The organism is Paenibacillus rigui (genome assembly GCF_002234615.1).
GTDB classification, from domain to species: Bacteria; Bacillota; Bacilli; order Paenibacillales; family NBRC-103111; genus Paenibacillus_S; species Paenibacillus_S rigui.
Genome location: NZ_NMQW01000077.1, coordinates 14,089 through 30,277, shown reverse-complemented (window position 1 = coordinate 30,277; position 16,189 = coordinate 14,089). Strand labels below are relative to the sequence as shown.

Genomic DNA, 16,189 nt, shown 5'->3' with positions numbered 1-16,189 from the left:
ATCCCGGGGGCTCGGAAATTTGTATAAGAGACAGACCTCCTGTTGCTCCAGTATCTCCCGTCGCCCCAGTGCTTCCTGTCGCTCCAGTATCTCCTGTCGCTCCTGTGCTTCCCGTCGCTCCAGTACTTCCTGTTGCTCCAGTACTTCCTGTCGCTCCAGTGTCACCTGTCGCCCCAGTGCTTCCTGTCGCTCCAGTATCTCCCGTGGCTCCAGTGCTTCCTGTCGCTCCAGTGCTTCCCGTTGCTCCAGTATCGCCTGTCGCACCAGTATCTCCCGTCGCTCCAGTATCACCTGTTGCTCCAGTGCTTCCTGTTGCTCCGGTTGCCCCTGTTGCACCAATCTCGCCTGTTACCCCACCAGCTTGTAGTACAATGACTTCATCAATCAAAATATTGCTGCTGCCTGCTAATGGAACTTTGTCGATAAGTAGAAATGCATTTACAGCATTTGAAGGAACCTGAAATGAAATGTCTTGAACTGTTTTCCATGTACCATCAACAATATCGGGAATACTGGCGGAAGGAACCTCCATGTTCACCCCGAATTGAACAAAGTTCCACGATGCATCGTAAAACCACAAATAAATATTTACCGTCGGACTCGTGTCGCTACCCAGCTTGGCGAGAGAGGTCGACAAAAAATAACTTTCTCCCGGTGTAACCGTAAAGGTTTGATAAATATTGGCCGGTACCGCGCCGGCTTGAAGACTGCAGCTAAAAAAATTCGACTTCGGCAGCGGCACAATCTGGGCATTAACGCCTACCCATGGCGACAAGCCGCCATTCTCAAAGTTACCGTTAACTACCAGGTTGTTTATAGAAATTGCCATTTAATGAGCTCACCTCCTTGAACTATCTTATTTGCAAATCTAGTAATTGCTTGTGTGATACACCAATTATGCGAATCATTTCCCAGAAAAAAGCAAAAAAAGGGCCCCCCCTTGTTGGAGAAGCCCTCGCAGTATTTATTTACAGAACCGATTCAGTTTCCATAGTGCTGTCCGTTCGTATAATAGCTGTCCTCCCGGTACGTACGAAACGCAACCTCAACCTCAGGTACTCCCGAAGCCAAGCAATGCTCTGTTATCGCCTTTGCGACAAGATCCCGTATAGACTGCCCCCGGTCGAACCAACCCACCTCAATGAAAGGATACGTGTTCACGACATCTCCGTCAAAAACAGACGTAACCGTCAAGCACTCCAGCATAAAATTCGACGTATCGCATTCACAAATGACTGCTAATTCCTCAAGCAAAGGCTTACTTATAGTGCGAACCTGCTCCACACTAAGACCCCTGCACACCAAATGCGGCATCCATCCATCGCTCCCATCTATCAATCTACTTTTGAGCCATATTTTACTTTACCATTTGCTAGACTTCAATGACTATAAGGTATTCTTTGTTTTCCATTCAAAAAGTCTTATTTCGATACGAAGCTCGCCACCATCCCCATCGCTCCATCACTCGTTTACATGGTCCGGCATTTTTTTCAAAAATAGGTACTTTATATTTACCGGCAGTAGGTTTACAATAAATGGATATGAAAATAACGAAATCGGGTGACTACCTATGAAACGATTCGCAAAGACATGGATTCCTACTATGATGGCACTACTGATTTTCCTTATGCCCTTGCTGCCCGTACAAGCTGCGGCAGGCGCTTCCATTCGAGCCTCCCTCCCCCAATTCCCTGTCAGCATCAACGGGACAAAGCTGGATTCCAGCTACAGCCAATACCCCTTTTTGCTATACAAGGATATCACTTTCATGCCTATGACCTGGAACAATCTTCAAGCACTAGGTATGGGATCCGAGTGGAGCGAGGAAGCCGGGCTCCATATTTGGACAAACAAGAATTACCCGCCGCCGATTCTGGCTTCGCCTGTTAAGCAGGATTTAAAGGAGAGCCCCAACACAGCAGCAGGTTTTTCCGTACAAAAAGCCGAGGGCCTAATCGCAATCAATGGGTCGGTGATCGATAACACTTCCGAGCCGTATCCTTTTTTTACGTTCCGGGATGTGACTTACATGCCTTTGACATGGCGTTATGTCCATGACCTGCTGCAGATGGATATCCGATGGAGCACGACGAATGGCTTGGAGTTGATCGGCAACCAGAATGTGATCGGCCCCTTGATTGGAGACGATGATACATCCTTGTATTTCTACTCCATGACAGGAGATCCCGCCAAGTCCATGATGAAGATGGATAAAACATTCCGTCACTGGGAGTGGCTGAACCGGGATGCCCAGGACAAATTCATCGGGAGTCTTACGGCCTCTCCCCATCCTTATGCCGGCAAGCCGGTGGAACTGCAGCGTAAAGACAGAAATCTATATTACAAAGACATCCAAATCTATACTTTGACGGACTCCGATGTTTGGGAATCGAACACGTGGGGAGCCCCGGTTCATACGTACACCCTCTTCCCTGCCGGGGAACGGGCAGAGATCATTACTGTTAATCTGAAGCTCCAGATCGCGGCCATCGGGCCGAACTATGGAACTACACATACGATCCTGATACGGGACGGAAAGGCTACCGAGTTGAAGGACTGGGCTCAGAAGCCGGACCGGGTCATTCCGAATCCGGACGGGACGGTTTGGATCGCAGCGTCCCGTCTGCCCAGCCGAAACGGCTATATGGGGGGAAGCGCCAGACTGAGCTTACTGGACACAGACGGAACGGTTCATTCGGTGAATGAGCTGCTGAATGAAGCCGATGTCATGGCTCTAGGTGTAACCAATCCTGCGCTGGCGAATCCCGCCGCAGCAGATGGCAGCCTGGATGTCGTCCTGCTCGGCAGGAACATCGATTTTACAACCAAAGACAGCGCAGGGCTGTACACGATTAGCACCAAGCTGGAGACGAAGCGGCGGTCCTCAGAAATATATGGCGATGCTTATCTCGATAAGCACCGAAGCGTGTTTATTCAACATCGCAACAACACGCTGGAGAACGAGTCTACCGGCGAGGTGAAAACCTGGTTTGATTACGAGCTGCTGCCTGAAGAATAGAGGCGTCCCAGCGAGCTTTTGAAAAGACGGCCCCTAACTATAGCTGCGAACAAGTATACCTCATAGGCAGCTCGCACTACGAATCTACAATTCCAAGGGCTCGGCGGCTTCCGCCCGTTCTCCCGCCTGGGCCCTTTTTTTACTCATGTACAGGTCTCCCCATGCTTTCATTCCCAAAATGACCGGTGTTAGCGTTCTGCCGAACTCCGTTAACGAATACTCTACCTTGGGCGGAACCTGTTGATACACCTCGCGGTGAATGATACCGTCCTGCTCCAATTCCCTCAGCTGCAGCGTCAGCATCCGTTGGGTAATGGCGGGACATATTTTACGGAATTCATTGAACCGCTTCACTCCGTCGATCAAATGATACAAAATAACCCCTTTCCACTTGCCTCCAATCACATCCAGCGTAAATTCCACCGGACACCCTTGATCATTATTACAAACGCCGTAGCCTGCCTTCCGTTCTCTCATAGCTGCTCCCTGCCTTTCTTCACAGTATACAAATTGATACTACATAACAACAATGTGCGTACTTACTTAGATGAATTATACATTATATAATGTTGTCTGAGAAACTTACTTTATAATAGAAAGAAGGAACTATCTATGGAAAAAACTTATGATCCTTCCCTTGCTCATACCGTGAAGACGAATATTTTGAAAGCTTTCCAATTCCGGCACGCTTGCAAAGAATTCGATCCTAACCAAAAAATAAGCGACGCGGATTTCGAATTTATTTTGGAGACCGGCCGTTTGTCCCCGAGCTCCTTCGGATTTGAGCCATGGAAGTTTGTTGTCGTACAAAATAAAGAGCTGCGGAACAAGCTGCTGCCGGTTACTTGGGGTGCGAAAAAGCAGCTGCCGACGGCAAGCCATTTTGTTCTGCTATTAACGCGTACCAAAGCCGATCTGACAGCAGACTCTTCGTATGTCATAAATCACTTGAATCAAGTGAAGAAAGTACCGGAGGAAATGCAGGAGGGCTTTCGCCGGGTATACCACAATTTTCAGGAAAATGAATTCAAGCTGCTGGACAACGAGCGTTTCATGTTCGAATGGGCGTCGAGACAAACCTATATTGCCCTTGGCAATATGATGACGGCGGCCGCTCAGATTGGCATCGATTCCTGCCCGATCGAGGGCTTTGATAAAGAAGCTGTAGAACACATTCTGCAGGAAGAAGGCATTCTGGGCAGCTTCGGTGTTTCCTGCATGGCTGCCTTCGGCTATCGTGTAGCGGAACCGAGAGAGAAAACAAGACAATCTGCGGACCAAGTGGTACAGTGGGTCGATTGATCGTAGATCATGGTTAAAAAAGCAAACATCCCCTTCCACCGGTGACGGAGGTTGGGGATGTTCTGTTTCGGGCGGGATCAACCCGCGGAGGGCAAGAGCTCGGAGCTGCCCACCCCCTTATCCTGCTGTAGGGCACACGCGGGAATGCACGTGCAGCAGAACTACAATGAACGAACCATGCGAAGCAGCAAAGCCACCGCTTCCGCCCTAGTCGAATGAGCCTGCGGGATGAACGCTCCCTGCTCCCTGCCTTGAACGAAGCCCTTCTGCCGGGCTGCGGCAATATAACCCTTGGACCAGTCCGGAATGTCCGCCGCATCGGTGAACTGAGCGTTCGCTGCATCGGGCGAGGCCGGTTCAAGCCTGAACGCCTTGGCCGCCATCGTGATCATCTCGGCGCGCGTGACGAATGCATTGGGCCGGAATGTGCCGTCCTCATATCCAAGCGCAATCCGATTGCGTTCGGCCTCGCTCACAGCGGAAGACGCCCATGCCGGAATGCTGTTCCCGTCTGCAAAGTGCGTTGAACCTGCACCTTGACCTTGCCGGGAAGCTTGCCCCGCCTCAGATTGGGCCCCTTGTGCCTGCATCAGCATAACGACAAACTGTGCCCGCGTGACCGGCGCATCGGGGCGGAATGTGCCATCCTCGAAGCCGCTGACGATGCCACAGCCCGATGCGGCAGAGACGTCCTGTTGCGCCCAATGGCCTGCCATGTCGGCAAACCGTGCGGCTGGGGAAGAAGCAGCCGTACATGGCGAGTAGCCTGAAGGCTCGGCAGGCTTTTCGGGAATTGCCGGAATTTCCGGTACCGGAGGTTTCGGTGAAGGGGGCACTTCAACAACCGGCGTACCGGAGGGGCCTCCTTTGGACCCTGATTTCGATAAGCGCTGAACCGTTACCGTATACATCAGCTTCGTCGAAGCATCCGGTGATGTAACCGTCAGCACGATCGTGTTGAGCCCCACCTGCAAAGCGATCGGCTCGGAGGCTTCTCCGCTGGCCACAGTGACTCCGTTGACCTGCAGACGTACCGCCGGATCGTAGACCGACGCCGTGACTGTCGTATGATCCACGCCGGAGCCGACCCGCAGCTCATAGGCAGTGATGCCGCTGGCAAAGGCCGGTGTCGGCAGCCCACCTGAAAGCTCGAGTCCGGTTAGACTGACATTCGGGCTCGGTTCCCGGAAACCGTCGATGGTGTAAGACTGCACACTGACGCGGTCCTGAGCGGTCACCTTGACCGTGATCGGGTTGAGGCCTGTCTGCAAAGCAATCGGCTGCGACGCTTGACCGCTTGCCGCCGGTTGCCCGTTGACGGTCAAGGTAGCGTTCCGGTCATAAACCGATGCCGTAACGGTTGTGCTGGCCGTTCTGTGGTCTACTGTCGCCTGATAGCGGACCCTGCCGCTATCGAATCGGGGCTCCAGATTACCTGCCGACAGCTGCAAGCCGTTCAGCAGGACGTTGGAGCTCGGCACCCTGTTCACATCGATATAATATGACTGCGTGGAGACGCCGTCCTGCGCCGTTACGGTGACAGTGATCGGGTTACTTCCCACTTTCAAATCTGTGCGAAGCGTCCCTTCATTCCCAGTGAATGCAGTATCGTTGATGATCAGCGCAGCTTCCCCGCTGGCGGCTTTGGCTTTTACCGTAATGGCATATACATCGTTCGTCACCGTCGACGTATACGTGGTCACTCCGGCGTCAAATCGGGGCAGCAGCGCCGCAGGCTGAATGGTTAGTTCGCTTAAGCCGACCTCACGGGAAGGCCCTCTTGCGACGGTTACCGTATAAGGTTGAACGGTCATGCCGTCCTGTGCCGTCACTTCTACGGTGAACGTCTGTGTACCGACTTGAAGACTGACTGGGTTCGCTGCGGGCCGCCCGTTTTTTTTCAACTGAACCGATGCCTTCGGGTCAAGCGGCGTGGCGGTAATCCAGGTGCTCGTCACCTCATACGGAACGTGCGCCGTATATTCGTAGGTCGTGCTTGTTACCGTTTCGTTCAGCGCCATGCCGCTTAGCTCCAACGTATGAAGACCGGCGTTATCCGAGACGATGGTGAAAGGCTGCTCGATCGATAGCGGGCCTGCATTGCCGGCAGCATCAACCGCTTGGGCCTGCACCGTATGCTGACCTGCGCCCAGCAGGATCGCCGGCACATAGCTCCAAGCGCCGCTGCTGTCAGCGGTCACCTCTGCTGCCTGGATGCCGTCCAGGTATACGCTCACCGTTACGCTCGCTTCCGAGCTTCCGGAAATGGAAGGTCTCGCCGCGTTCGTGACCGTACCCCTGGCCGGATAAACGACAGCAGGCGCCGCCGGTGCCACCGTATCCATAGTGAACGTTCTCACCGCTGATACCGGACTGGCGTTGCCGCCGGCATCGACTGCGATCGCTTTCACACGGTGCGGTCCTTCGCCCAGCGCAGAGACGGGCGTAAAGGTCCAACCGCCTCCGCTGTCCGCTGTGACCGAGCCTGCCGATACTTCGTCTATTATGAGTTGGACGGATGCGCCTGCTTCGGCACTCCCTTGCATAGCCGGTATGGATGTGTTGAGGATCGCTCCGTCGGGAGGAGATATCCATTCAGGAGCCTCAGGCGCTTGCGTATCGATCCGAATCAAAGCCTTGGCTGAAGCCGGACTTCGATTCCCAGCAGCATCCTCCGCTGTGGCTTCAATCGTATGTGGCCCGTCCGTAAACGCGTCTGCTGGCGTAAACGACCAGAGTCCACCGCCGTCCGCTGTGACCGATGTTGCATCCGTGCCATCGATGCGAACGGTCACACTCGTTCCCGCTTCTGCCGTACCGGAGATGACCGGTTTGTTGTTGACAGACAGACTGCTGTGAACGGGAGATACGATTAAGGGTGCCGGGGGCGCCTGTGTATCCAGCTTCCAGCTGATGATTGTTGAGGCCGGACTGACATTCCCCGCGCGGTCTGCCGCCTCCGCTTTCCATGTGTGAATGCCGTCTTCAGGAGTACCTATGTAAGGATAAGTCCAGCTTCCGCCGGCGTCAGCCGCTATCGAGGCCACGGCTGACTGATCCATATACACCGTAACGTTCGACCCGGCTTCCGCCAGTCCTGTTACGAGGATTGCCGGGCTGGCCAGTATCGCACTATTGACCGGTGCCGAAATGATTGGTGGCGCCGGCGGTACCGTATCTATAGTAAAGGCCACCGTTTCTGTCTCCCCGCTGAGATTGCCTGCCGCATCCTTGACCGCAGCCTTCAGAGCATGTGGGCCATCTGCCAAGACGGCGGAGAAGGTATACGTCCACTGGCCGGAGCCGTTGGCCGTTACCGGCGCTAACACATTGCCGTCCAGCGTGAGAAGCACTGCGGCCCCGGCCTCAGCCGTACCTTCGATCTGCGGCATCGGCTGACGCGTCCATGAATCGCCTGCGGGGGAAGTGATGACCGGCGTCCCTGGCGCTGTCCGGTCCATCTGAACCGCCGCCGTGGTGATCGGCCCCACATTTCCTGCCTGATCCACGGTGCGTGCGCTGATCGTTGTCCGGCCTTCGGAAGTCACCGTCAGCGCGCCCGTGTATGTCGTCCAATCCAGCGTGCTTGCGCCGGACAAGCTGTATTCCGTCCGGCTCACGCCGGAGCCTCCCGCGTCCGTTCCTGCCGTGATTGTCACCGGCACTCCCGCCGCAGACGTCCAAGCGGTCGTGTCCGGCACCACCGTCGGTACCGTCGGTGCCGTTCTATCGATGGAGACGACGGTCGTCTTGACCGCGCTTGTATTGCCGGCCTGATCGACCGTTCTGGCGCTGACGGTCGTCTGTCCCTGTGCCGATACTGTAATCGGCGCTGTATAGGTCGTCCAGCCGGCCGTCGCAGCGCCGGACAAGCTGTATTCCGTCCGGCTCACACCGGAACCGGACGTATCCGTCCCTGCCGCCACGGTTACCGAGACGCTGGCGGCCGAGGTCCACCCGACGGTGGACGGCGTTACACCGGGGAGGGTCGGCGCCGTTTTGTCAATACGCACGTTAGCTGCTGCCACCGTGCTGACGTTGCCTGCGTTATCGACGGTTCTTGCACTCACCGTCGTCTGCCCCTCCGCCGATACCGTCACCGCCCCGGTAACCGCGGTCCATCCGAGCATCGTCGCCCCGGACAGGCTGTATTCCGCACGGTTCACGCCGGAGCCTCCCGTGTCCGTCCCTGCCGTTATCGTCACACTCACATTGGAGGATGACCAAGCTGTCGTCGACGGCTGTATGGTCGGCACAGCCGGAGCAGAGCGATCGAGGTTAACCCCCACAGTGACCGTGGCGCTGACGTTGCCTGCGAAGTCCACACTTCTTGCACTGACGGTCGTTGGACCTTCTGCTGTGATGACCACAGGTCCGGTATAGGTTGTCCACCCCAATGTCGTGGCGCCGGACAACTGGTATTCCGTACGGTTCACACCGGAGCCTCCGGCGTCCGTACCTGCTGTTGCCGTTACCGACAGGCTCGCCGCCGAAGTCCATGGCGTAGATGTCGAAGGACTTAGCGCCGGTGCGCCCGGGGCTGTTTTATCTATCGACACCACAGAGGTACTGACCGTACTGTTGTTTCCTGCCTGGTCTACGGTTCGGGCGCTGACGGTCGTCTGGCCTTCAGCTGCTATCGCCACAGCTCCTATGTACGTCGTCCAGCCCAGCGTCGTCGCCCCGGACAAGCTGTATTCGACGCGGCTCACCCCGGAGCCGCTGTCGGCACCGGCCGTCATCGTCACACTTACATTCGAGGACGTCCACCCTCCGCTCGCCGGATTTATCACAGCAACCGATGGAGCCGTCCGGTCAATTTTGACCGTTCCCGTAGACGTTGCGCTGATATTACCCGCCTGATCGACGGTACGGGCACTCACGGTCGTCTGACCTTCCGCAGCAACCGATACAGGCCCCGTATAAGTCGTCCAGCCCAAGGCTGTCGCTCCGCTTAAGCTGTACTCCGTTCGATTGACGCCCGATCCGCTGTCGGCTCCCCCTGTAACCGTCACTTGAACATTCGCGGCAGCGGACCAGGACGTCGTGGAAGGGGTGACTGCCGGAGCCGTCGGCTGCGTCTTATCCAGCTTGACTGTAGCCGTCCCGTTCGCACTGACATTGTTCGCATGATCCACCGTTCTCGCATCCACTACCGTCTGCCCGTCGGCACTGATTGTGACGGGTCCGGTATAGGTCGTCCAGTTGGCCGTTGTCGCCCCGGACAGCTTGTACTCCACCCGGTTTACCCCCGAAACCGTGTCCGTTCCCGCGACAATCGTTACTGTCACATCTGTCTTGCTCCAAGAGGCCGATGCAGGGGTGACGCTTGGGGCAGCCGGTGTGGTTTTATCGATCGAAACGACCGCTGTACTTACGGTGCTCAGATTGCCCACGTTATCGATGGTTCTCGCGCTAACCGTGGTCTGCCCCTCTGACGTCACTGTGATTTGCCCCGTATAGGCAGTCCAATCCAGCGTCGTCGCGCCAGATAGGCTGTACTCCGTCCGGTTGACGCCAGAGCCGCCTGTATCCGTTCCTGCCGTTAACGTGACATTAACGTCACTGGCCGTCCAGGAAGCCGCTGAGCGGTTAACGACCGGAGCCGTCGGCGCGGTTCGATCGATTTTGACCGAAGCGGCTGCCACCGTACTGATATTGCCGGACTGATCTACCGTTCTTGCACTAATATTCGTCTGTCCTGCATTCGTAATGGCAATCGTGTCCCCGCTGTTATATACCGTCCAGCCCAGCGTGGTGGCTCCCGACAAGCTGTACTCCGTCCTGCTGACGCCGGACTCCGCATCCGTGCCCGGGATGATCGTCAGCTCCGTATCCGATGCGCTCCAGCCGGCCCCGGCCCCGTTAATGACCGGCGCTGTCGGTGCGTTAAAATCAAAGGTCAGCTTATAGACCGTAGTGTTGGTTGAATAATCGGAATAATGATAGCCGCCAATGACATATGCCGTATTCCCTACCGCTACCAAATTCGCCGTCACCAAATTCGGCTCGTTCACGTTGTCTTGGGTCCATGTATTCGTATCCGAATCGTACAAATAGTAGTTGTAATTGCCCATGACCAATACTTTTCCGTTAGCCAGCGTAAGCTGCGCATGCCTGAAGAATATATCCCCGCCCGTATAAGGCAAGCTTGACACCTTCGTCCATGTATTATTCGAAGGATCGTATATATAAGCATTGAAAGAATACACATACCCCGATAAACCTCCGGTCAAAAGCACCCTTCCATCCTTCAACGTGCTTTGAGCCGCCCCGTAAATGCCAATGGGCAGAGGCGCCATTTCATCCCACCGATTCGCGGAAGGGTCATAAATGTACGTATTGCTATACAGCTCGCTGCTGCCGGCGCTATATATCTCATTGGAGCCTCCGACGATCATCACGCGACCATCACCCAGTGTGCTCTGTGCATTACCCAGGATGTTCTTGGGCAGATTGGCTCCATTCGTCCAAGCGTTCGAATAGGGACTGTAAATGCGGGCCTGGTTGTTGTACACATACCCGGTCCCGCTTACAAAGCTGTTCCCTCCGGTCACCATAACTTTGCCGTCATTCAGCATCGATTGCTTGTGATAAGCCAACTGCAGTACGGGAGCATAAGAGGCCCAGGTTTGCGTACCCGGATTAAAAATGTAAGAATGCTTGGCAAACCCGTTCGAATTCGTTTGTCCTCCCGTCACCAAAATTTCATTCCCGGTTAGCATGGTGCTGGCCGAGACACCGGTAATGGTCTCGGGTAAATTGGCTGAGGAAGGCAAGGGCTCCACCAGGACAGCCGCATGGGCCAGTCTTACACAGCCTGCAAGCAAGCAAATACAAAAAACCGCGAGCATAAACAGTCCGCGTATCAGGTTCTTTATCAAGCTATCGTCCTCCTTATGTCTATAGCAGTGCTATTGTGTCGTATGGATCCGTTTCACCACAGTAGCAAATACTTTTTTCAATGGAAATTAACTTTGGTTAACTTTATAATAAAAAGGACTAGATTTTGTCGAAAATCGGAGGCTACATGATACAGCGATCTGAACCGATAGTCCTGCGAACCAAAATAACCCTGCCTTCGCCAAAGTCGAATTGGGTCGATAGAAGACGGCTGATCGAACAGCTCGAAGCCGCAGCTTCAGGGAAATTGACAACCCTCTGCGCACCGGCCGGCTCCGGGAAAACCACGCTCCTTACGCAATGGCTTCACGCCTGCGGACGCCGCAGCGCCTGGTATGCTTTGGATGCGAAGGATAATGACCCGATCCGTTTTTGGCGCTATGTCAGCCATGCGCTGACCGAAGCGCTCCCTCTGCCTGTCTCCGGGCAGCTTCTCCAGCTCATTCAATCACTGCCCAACCTATCCTTTCTCACTTATTTGGATGCCTTTATGAATGAACTCGCCGCATTGGAGGAGCCCTTCGTTCTGCTGCTGGATGACTACCAATTCATAACCGATTCGAGAATTCACGAGAGTATCGCCTATTTCATAGAGTATATGCCGCAATCCTTTCATTTGGTTCTATCCAGCAGGGCTGAGCTCCCTTTCTCAACCGTTAAATGGCTGTCTCAGCAGCAATGTGTTGAGCTGGATGCACAGCAGCTGCAGTTCACCCGGGATGAAACGCAGAGCTACTATCGGGACACGGCGCAGCTATCCTTATCCCCAGAGAATGTGGATAAGCTGGTTCACCATACCGAAGGCTGGGTTACCGGACTTCAATTGGTCTCTCTTTCTCTCAGAACACGTACGGATAAGGACCAATTCATAGAACACTTTGCAGGGAACCACCGAAATATAGCAGACTATTTATTCCATGAAGTGCTCTCGCGTCTGCCCCAGGACATGACGGACTTCATCATGCAAACGTCATTGCTCGACCGGATGGATGCCGCGCTCTGTGACGCGGTCACACAGCAGCCGCACAGCCAGAGCATGCTGGAAAAGCTGAAGGCGTGGAATATTTTCATCGTGCCGCTGGATGATCAGAACCGGTGGTTCCGGTACCACCATTTGTTCTCGCAGTTCGTACGAAGCCAGGTCGAACGCGCCGGTATTGACCGGCTGGCGCAGCTCCGCCGCCGGATCAGCGAATGCTGTGCAGGCTACGGCATGATAGATGAAGCGATAGAGCATGCCATTGGGGCCAAAGATACAGCTTTAACGGACCGGCTGTTGGCCCAGTATCTCCCGACGCTGCTTGCGCGCGGTGAATTCACTTCCCTGCTCCGATGGTTCGAGGGCATACCGTCCGCGGAAGCGGCGCGGCCGCCGGAGCTGATGCTGCTGCACTGCTTCGTGGTGCTCGTTACTGCAAACCTGGACCGTGCCGAGGCGCTGATGGGGCTGATTGAGCATAAATTTGCAGCCATGGAGCCGTCAGAACGGAAAAAACAGCTGCAAAGCGGGATGCTGTTCGTGAAATCGAATCTTGTCTTTTACAGTGGGGACTTTGAAGCGTGGTACCGGTTTAGCGAAGGTATTATGGAACGCTTTTTACCGGAAAGCCCGCTGTTCTACGGCATAAATTACAACAGGACGGAGCCCGCAGTGCGGCGGACGGAGTTCGGTCTGAAGGGTGTGCTTTCCATGGACACGGAGACGATCGGACTTCAGTTTACTCGAGTGCTCGAATCCAAGGGCTGGAAGGATGCGCTGATAACTCTCTATATGAATCAAGCGCTGGGTGAGGGATATTACGAATGGAACCGGCTGGAGGACAGCCTTGCACTGCTGCAAAAAGTGGAAGGCTCACAAGCCGCACAGCAGACACCGGGGCTGTGGGTGCCCAATCAGCTGCTCCGGGCCCGACTGTATTGGGCAGCCGGGCAGGCAGAGCTTGCTCACGTTACATTGGAGCATACGCTGCAGACGTTGGCCGCGCAGAAGCAGCCCGAAGCATACTGGGGGCAGTATGTACAGGCCAGTCAAATCAGACTGCTGCTGCGCGCGGGGGAGCTGTCCCAAGCCAAGCGGCTTGTTCATGCCCTCGGCGTTTCATTTAAAGATAAGCCGACACTGTACCGGGAATACGTTTACGTCACGCTGGCCCGCTTGCTCGGGGCCCAGCGCAAGGAAGCCGAAGCGCTGCGGCTGCTGGAGCTGCTGAAGCCGCAGGCGATCCGGGAGCGCCTGATCGGAAGCCAAATGGAGATCGCGCTGCTTCAGTCGCTGCTGGAAGCCCAGCGGGGACAGCGGTCGGCGTCATTCGGCTATCTGCATGAAGCGCTGCGGATCGGTGAGGCGAACGGCTATATCCGGAGCTTTCTGGACGAAGGGGAACCGGCCGGGGAGCTGCTGCGAAGGTACCGGAACGACCGGATGCGGCTGACCGGGAGCGTGCGGGAATCGGAAGGCGCTTACGAGCCTGGAACGGCAGACAGAGACGGGGTATCCTTAGCCTACGTAGACAGGCTGCTGTTGCTTTTTCCGGGAAAAGCCCCCTTATCCGCGGCGGCGCAGACACCTCAGCTGATCGAGCCGTTAACCCGTGCGGAGATCGCGCTGATACAGCTGTTGACACAAGGCGCTTCCAATAAGGAAATCGCCGGGGAGCTTTCGTTGTCCGTAGGGACCGTCAAGGTGTATTTGTCCCGCATCTACGCCAAGCTTGGGGTAACGTCCCGTACGCAAGCACTGATTGCGGTTCGCGAGCGGGGTCTCGTCGATTCGGCGGAATAAAATCACAGTAAAAGATATACAGGCGGCTGCCTGCCGGTGTCTCGATGACCCGGTAAGCAGCCGCCTGTTTTGGGGTTCAGCCTCTACCCGTGGGTAATTTCCTGCTCCAGCGCCCTCCGCGCTTGACGCTGCTCCGCCCGCACGGAAATCAGAAGCAGCACGGCGCTCACGATGAAGGCTCCGGCGATCAGCACAAATGGAATTCTCGGATCAAGAGAATAAGCCCAGCCGCCAATCAGTCCCGCAGGGGAAATACAGGCGAGAATGAGCACCGATACAATCGAGAACAAGTGCGCCCGATTCTCCCCTTCCATCGCATTTTGCACGGCCGCCTCCATATTCGGATATACCAGAATACTGCCTGCCGCCGCCAGCATCGTACTCAGCACAATATGGACGACTTGACCCGGCGCCGCGACAATCAACAAAATATTGGCTGCGAGGCAAATCAGCAGGCCGATGATCATATAAGCCGTGGACCGGCCCGGATTCAGTCTCGGCATGACGAAAACCATCAAAAGCAGCGTCGCTGCAGACGTCACCGCCGGAAACCAGGCGATGAACGATTCGCTGAGCGACAGATGCCGGATCAAATAAATCGATAAATACGTCGAGCTCATCGTCAGCTGGAATTGGTATAAAATATACACCCCGAGCATGAACAGCAGCGGCCTGTTCGAGACGATCAATCGGACGGCACTCCAGGAATCGCGGAGCAGTACCGACCATTGAAGCGCTTTCTTTTCACTCTTTATCCGCAGGCCGATTTCCGTTTCCCGGGTGGCAAAATGCCTGCCGATGAACATAAGCGTCATGCTGACAAAAGCCATGCCATACATGATCCGAACCGCCGGCACGAGCGTAAAATGGCTGACCAGCAGCCCGCCGAGCGGGGCGAATAAACCGCTGACGACACTGATGAACTGCAGCACGGTAAACACCGTTGCCCTCTCCTTCGGCTCCGTGTCCTCTACAAGAAGACAAATCCATGCGGTATGAGGCACCTTCTGGAAGCTGTTAATGACCGCAGCCGTTATAAAAAACCAGACGTTGTCGGCGATAAGCCACAACAAGGTCGCCACGCTCCAGCTCAGCAGATCGTAGAGCAGGAGCGCTTTTTTGCGGCCCAGCCGATCCGTCAAATGCCCGCTGATCAGCGATGTCCCGATTTGCAGCACCAGGCCGAGCGAGGTAATCAGGCCGATCTGTCGCTCGGTTACACCCAGCTCCAGCATATACACGGTAGCGTACGTAACGAACAAGCTGTACGGCAAAATAAACATGGGCTCATAGAACAGACAGCCTCTTGCATTTCCTTTTAACTTCATCAGCATGCGCTTTCCTCTCCTTCTGAAGCGTCGGCAGCCCCCTATGTCCCTCTATGATAGCCCGGCTGGAGGAAAAAGGAAATAGGGCTGCCTGCATACACCTGCATACACGAAGCAAAAAAATGAGCCTCCATTGAAGTCGTGTTCGACTGTGGAGGCATAATGACATAAAGCTATTTCGCATCCACCTCAAAATTAGTGTAAAATAGGAGCAGCAGTGAAAATAGCGAACGCACATGAGCTTAGGAGATGTAACTATGTCTAACGATGAAATATTATTGACCCCGGAGGGGCTGCGCCAGCTGGAGCAGGAGCTTGAAGAGCTCAAGACGGTCAAGCGCAGAGAGCTGGCCAGCCGGATCAAAACAGCGATCAGCTACGGTGATCTGAAGGAAAACAGCGAATACCATTCCGCCAAAGAGGAACAAGGCTTTATGGAAGGGCGCATCATCACCATCGAGCGGATGCTGAAGAAAGCCAAGGTCGTGGACAACATCGATACGTCAACGGTTCAGGTTGGCTGTACGGCGGTCGTCTACGATACGGAATTTGCTGAGAAAATCGAATACAAGGTCGTAAGCCCTTCCGAAGCCGACGTGAACGAAAATAAAATTTCGTACGAAAGCCCTCTGGGCGTTGCGCTGATGGGCAAAGCCGTCGGGGATAAGATTAGCGTGAATGCTCCGATGGGCGTGATCACCTACGAGCTGCTGGAGATCAAGGTGTAGCCGCAACGGCAGACTGCTTTGACACGGCAATGCATCCTCATTGAGTACAAAAGAGAACCATCGATTTCCTTGAGCCGCCAGGCTCGGGAGATCGATGGTTTATTTGTTGTTAAAGCCTAACTGGGAG

The 16,189-nt window shown here is 55.0% G+C and carries 9 protein-coding genes; 4 read left to right on the top strand and 5 right to left on the bottom strand.

Features of this window, described 5'->3' with window-relative positions:
• On the bottom strand, positions 1 to 829 hold an 829-nt coding region (locus tag CF651_RS31285), incomplete at its 3' end, for an NTTRR-F1 domain (protein ID WP_144029146.1).
• 152 nt (positions 830 to 981) lie between these two features.
• Positions 982 to 1,314: a DUF1904 family protein gene (locus tag CF651_RS31280; protein ID WP_094018785.1), complete on the bottom strand. Its 333-nt coding sequence runs from the start codon at positions 1,312 to 1,314 to the stop codon at positions 982 to 984.
• Between the two features lie 256 nt (positions 1,315 to 1,570).
• Here CF651_RS31280 and CF651_RS31275 point away from each other — a divergent pair, with 256 nt between their 5' ends.
• A complete protein-coding gene (locus CF651_RS31275; RefSeq protein ID WP_245856229.1) occupies positions 1,571 to 3,019 on the top strand; it encodes a hypothetical protein in 1,449 nt (482 codons plus the stop codon).
• Positions 3,020 to 3,103: 84 nt separating this feature from the next.
• Here the strand turns inward: CF651_RS31275 and CF651_RS31270 are convergent, their stop codons facing one another.
• Positions 3,104 to 3,496: a winged helix-turn-helix transcriptional regulator gene (locus CF651_RS31270; protein WP_094018783.1), complete on the bottom strand. Its 393-nt coding sequence runs from the start codon at positions 3,494 to 3,496 to the stop codon at positions 3,104 to 3,106.
• Between the two features lie 135 nt (positions 3,497 to 3,631).
• On the opposite strand from CF651_RS31270, the gene CF651_RS31265 reads away from it, so the two are divergent.
• Entirely contained in the window at positions 3,632 to 4,321 is a 690-nt protein-coding gene (locus tag CF651_RS31265; protein ID WP_094018782.1) for an NAD(P)H-dependent oxidoreductase, read from the top strand.
• Positions 4,322 to 4,482: 161 nt separating this feature from the next.
• On the opposite strand, the gene CF651_RS31260 is transcribed toward CF651_RS31265, so the two are convergent.
• Positions 4,483 to 11,205, bottom strand: a complete 6,723-nt coding sequence (locus tag CF651_RS31260; protein ID WP_094018781.1) for an OmpL47-type beta-barrel domain-containing protein — start codon at positions 11,203 to 11,205, stop codon at positions 4,483 to 4,485.
• 146 nt (positions 11,206 to 11,351) lie between these two features.
• On the opposite strand from CF651_RS31260, the gene CF651_RS31255 reads away from it, so the two are divergent.
• Positions 11,352 to 14,006 carry a winged helix-turn-helix domain-containing protein gene (locus CF651_RS31255; RefSeq protein ID WP_094018787.1) on the top strand — a complete coding sequence of 885 codons (2,655 nt, stop codon included), beginning with the start codon at positions 11,352 to 11,354 and terminating at the stop codon, positions 14,004 to 14,006.
• Positions 14,007 to 14,089: 83 nt separating this feature from the next.
• On the opposite strand, the gene CF651_RS31250 is transcribed toward CF651_RS31255, so the two are convergent.
• A complete protein-coding gene (locus CF651_RS31250; RefSeq protein WP_094018780.1) occupies positions 14,090 to 15,340 on the bottom strand; it encodes an MFS transporter in 1,251 nt (416 codons plus the stop codon).
• 251 nt (positions 15,341 to 15,591) lie between these two features.
• Here CF651_RS31250 and greA point away from each other — a divergent pair, with 251 nt between their 5' ends.
• Entirely contained in the window at positions 15,592 to 16,062 is a 471-nt protein-coding gene (gene greA, locus CF651_RS31245; protein WP_094018779.1) for a transcription elongation factor GreA, read from the top strand.
• Positions 16,063 to 16,189 lie beyond the last annotated feature (127 nt).

Bases quoted from the DNA above. Each gene is read 5' to 3' on its own strand.
- CF651_RS31280 (WP_094018785.1), bottom strand. From the start codon at position 1,314: ATGCCGCATTTGGTGTGCAGGGGTCTTAGTGTGGAGCAGGTTCGCACT.
- CF651_RS31250 (WP_094018780.1), bottom strand. From the start codon at position 15,340: ATGCTGATGAAGTTAAAAGGAAATGCAAGAGGCTGTCTGTTCTATGAG.
- CF651_RS31255 (WP_094018787.1), top strand. From the start codon at position 11,352: ATGATACAGCGATCTGAACCGATAGTCCTGCGAACCAAAATAACCCTG.
- greA (WP_094018779.1), top strand. From the start codon at position 15,592: ATGTCTAACGATGAAATATTATTGACCCCGGAGGGGCTGCGCCAGCTG.
- CF651_RS31275 (WP_245856229.1), top strand. From the start codon at position 1,571: ATGAAACGATTCGCAAAGACATGGATTCCTACTATGATGGCACTACTG.
- CF651_RS31265 (WP_094018782.1), top strand. From the start codon at position 3,632: ATGGAAAAAACTTATGATCCTTCCCTTGCTCATACCGTGAAGACGAAT.
- CF651_RS31270 (WP_094018783.1), bottom strand. From the start codon at position 3,496: ATGAGAGAACGGAAGGCAGGCTACGGCGTTTGTAATAATGATCAAGGG.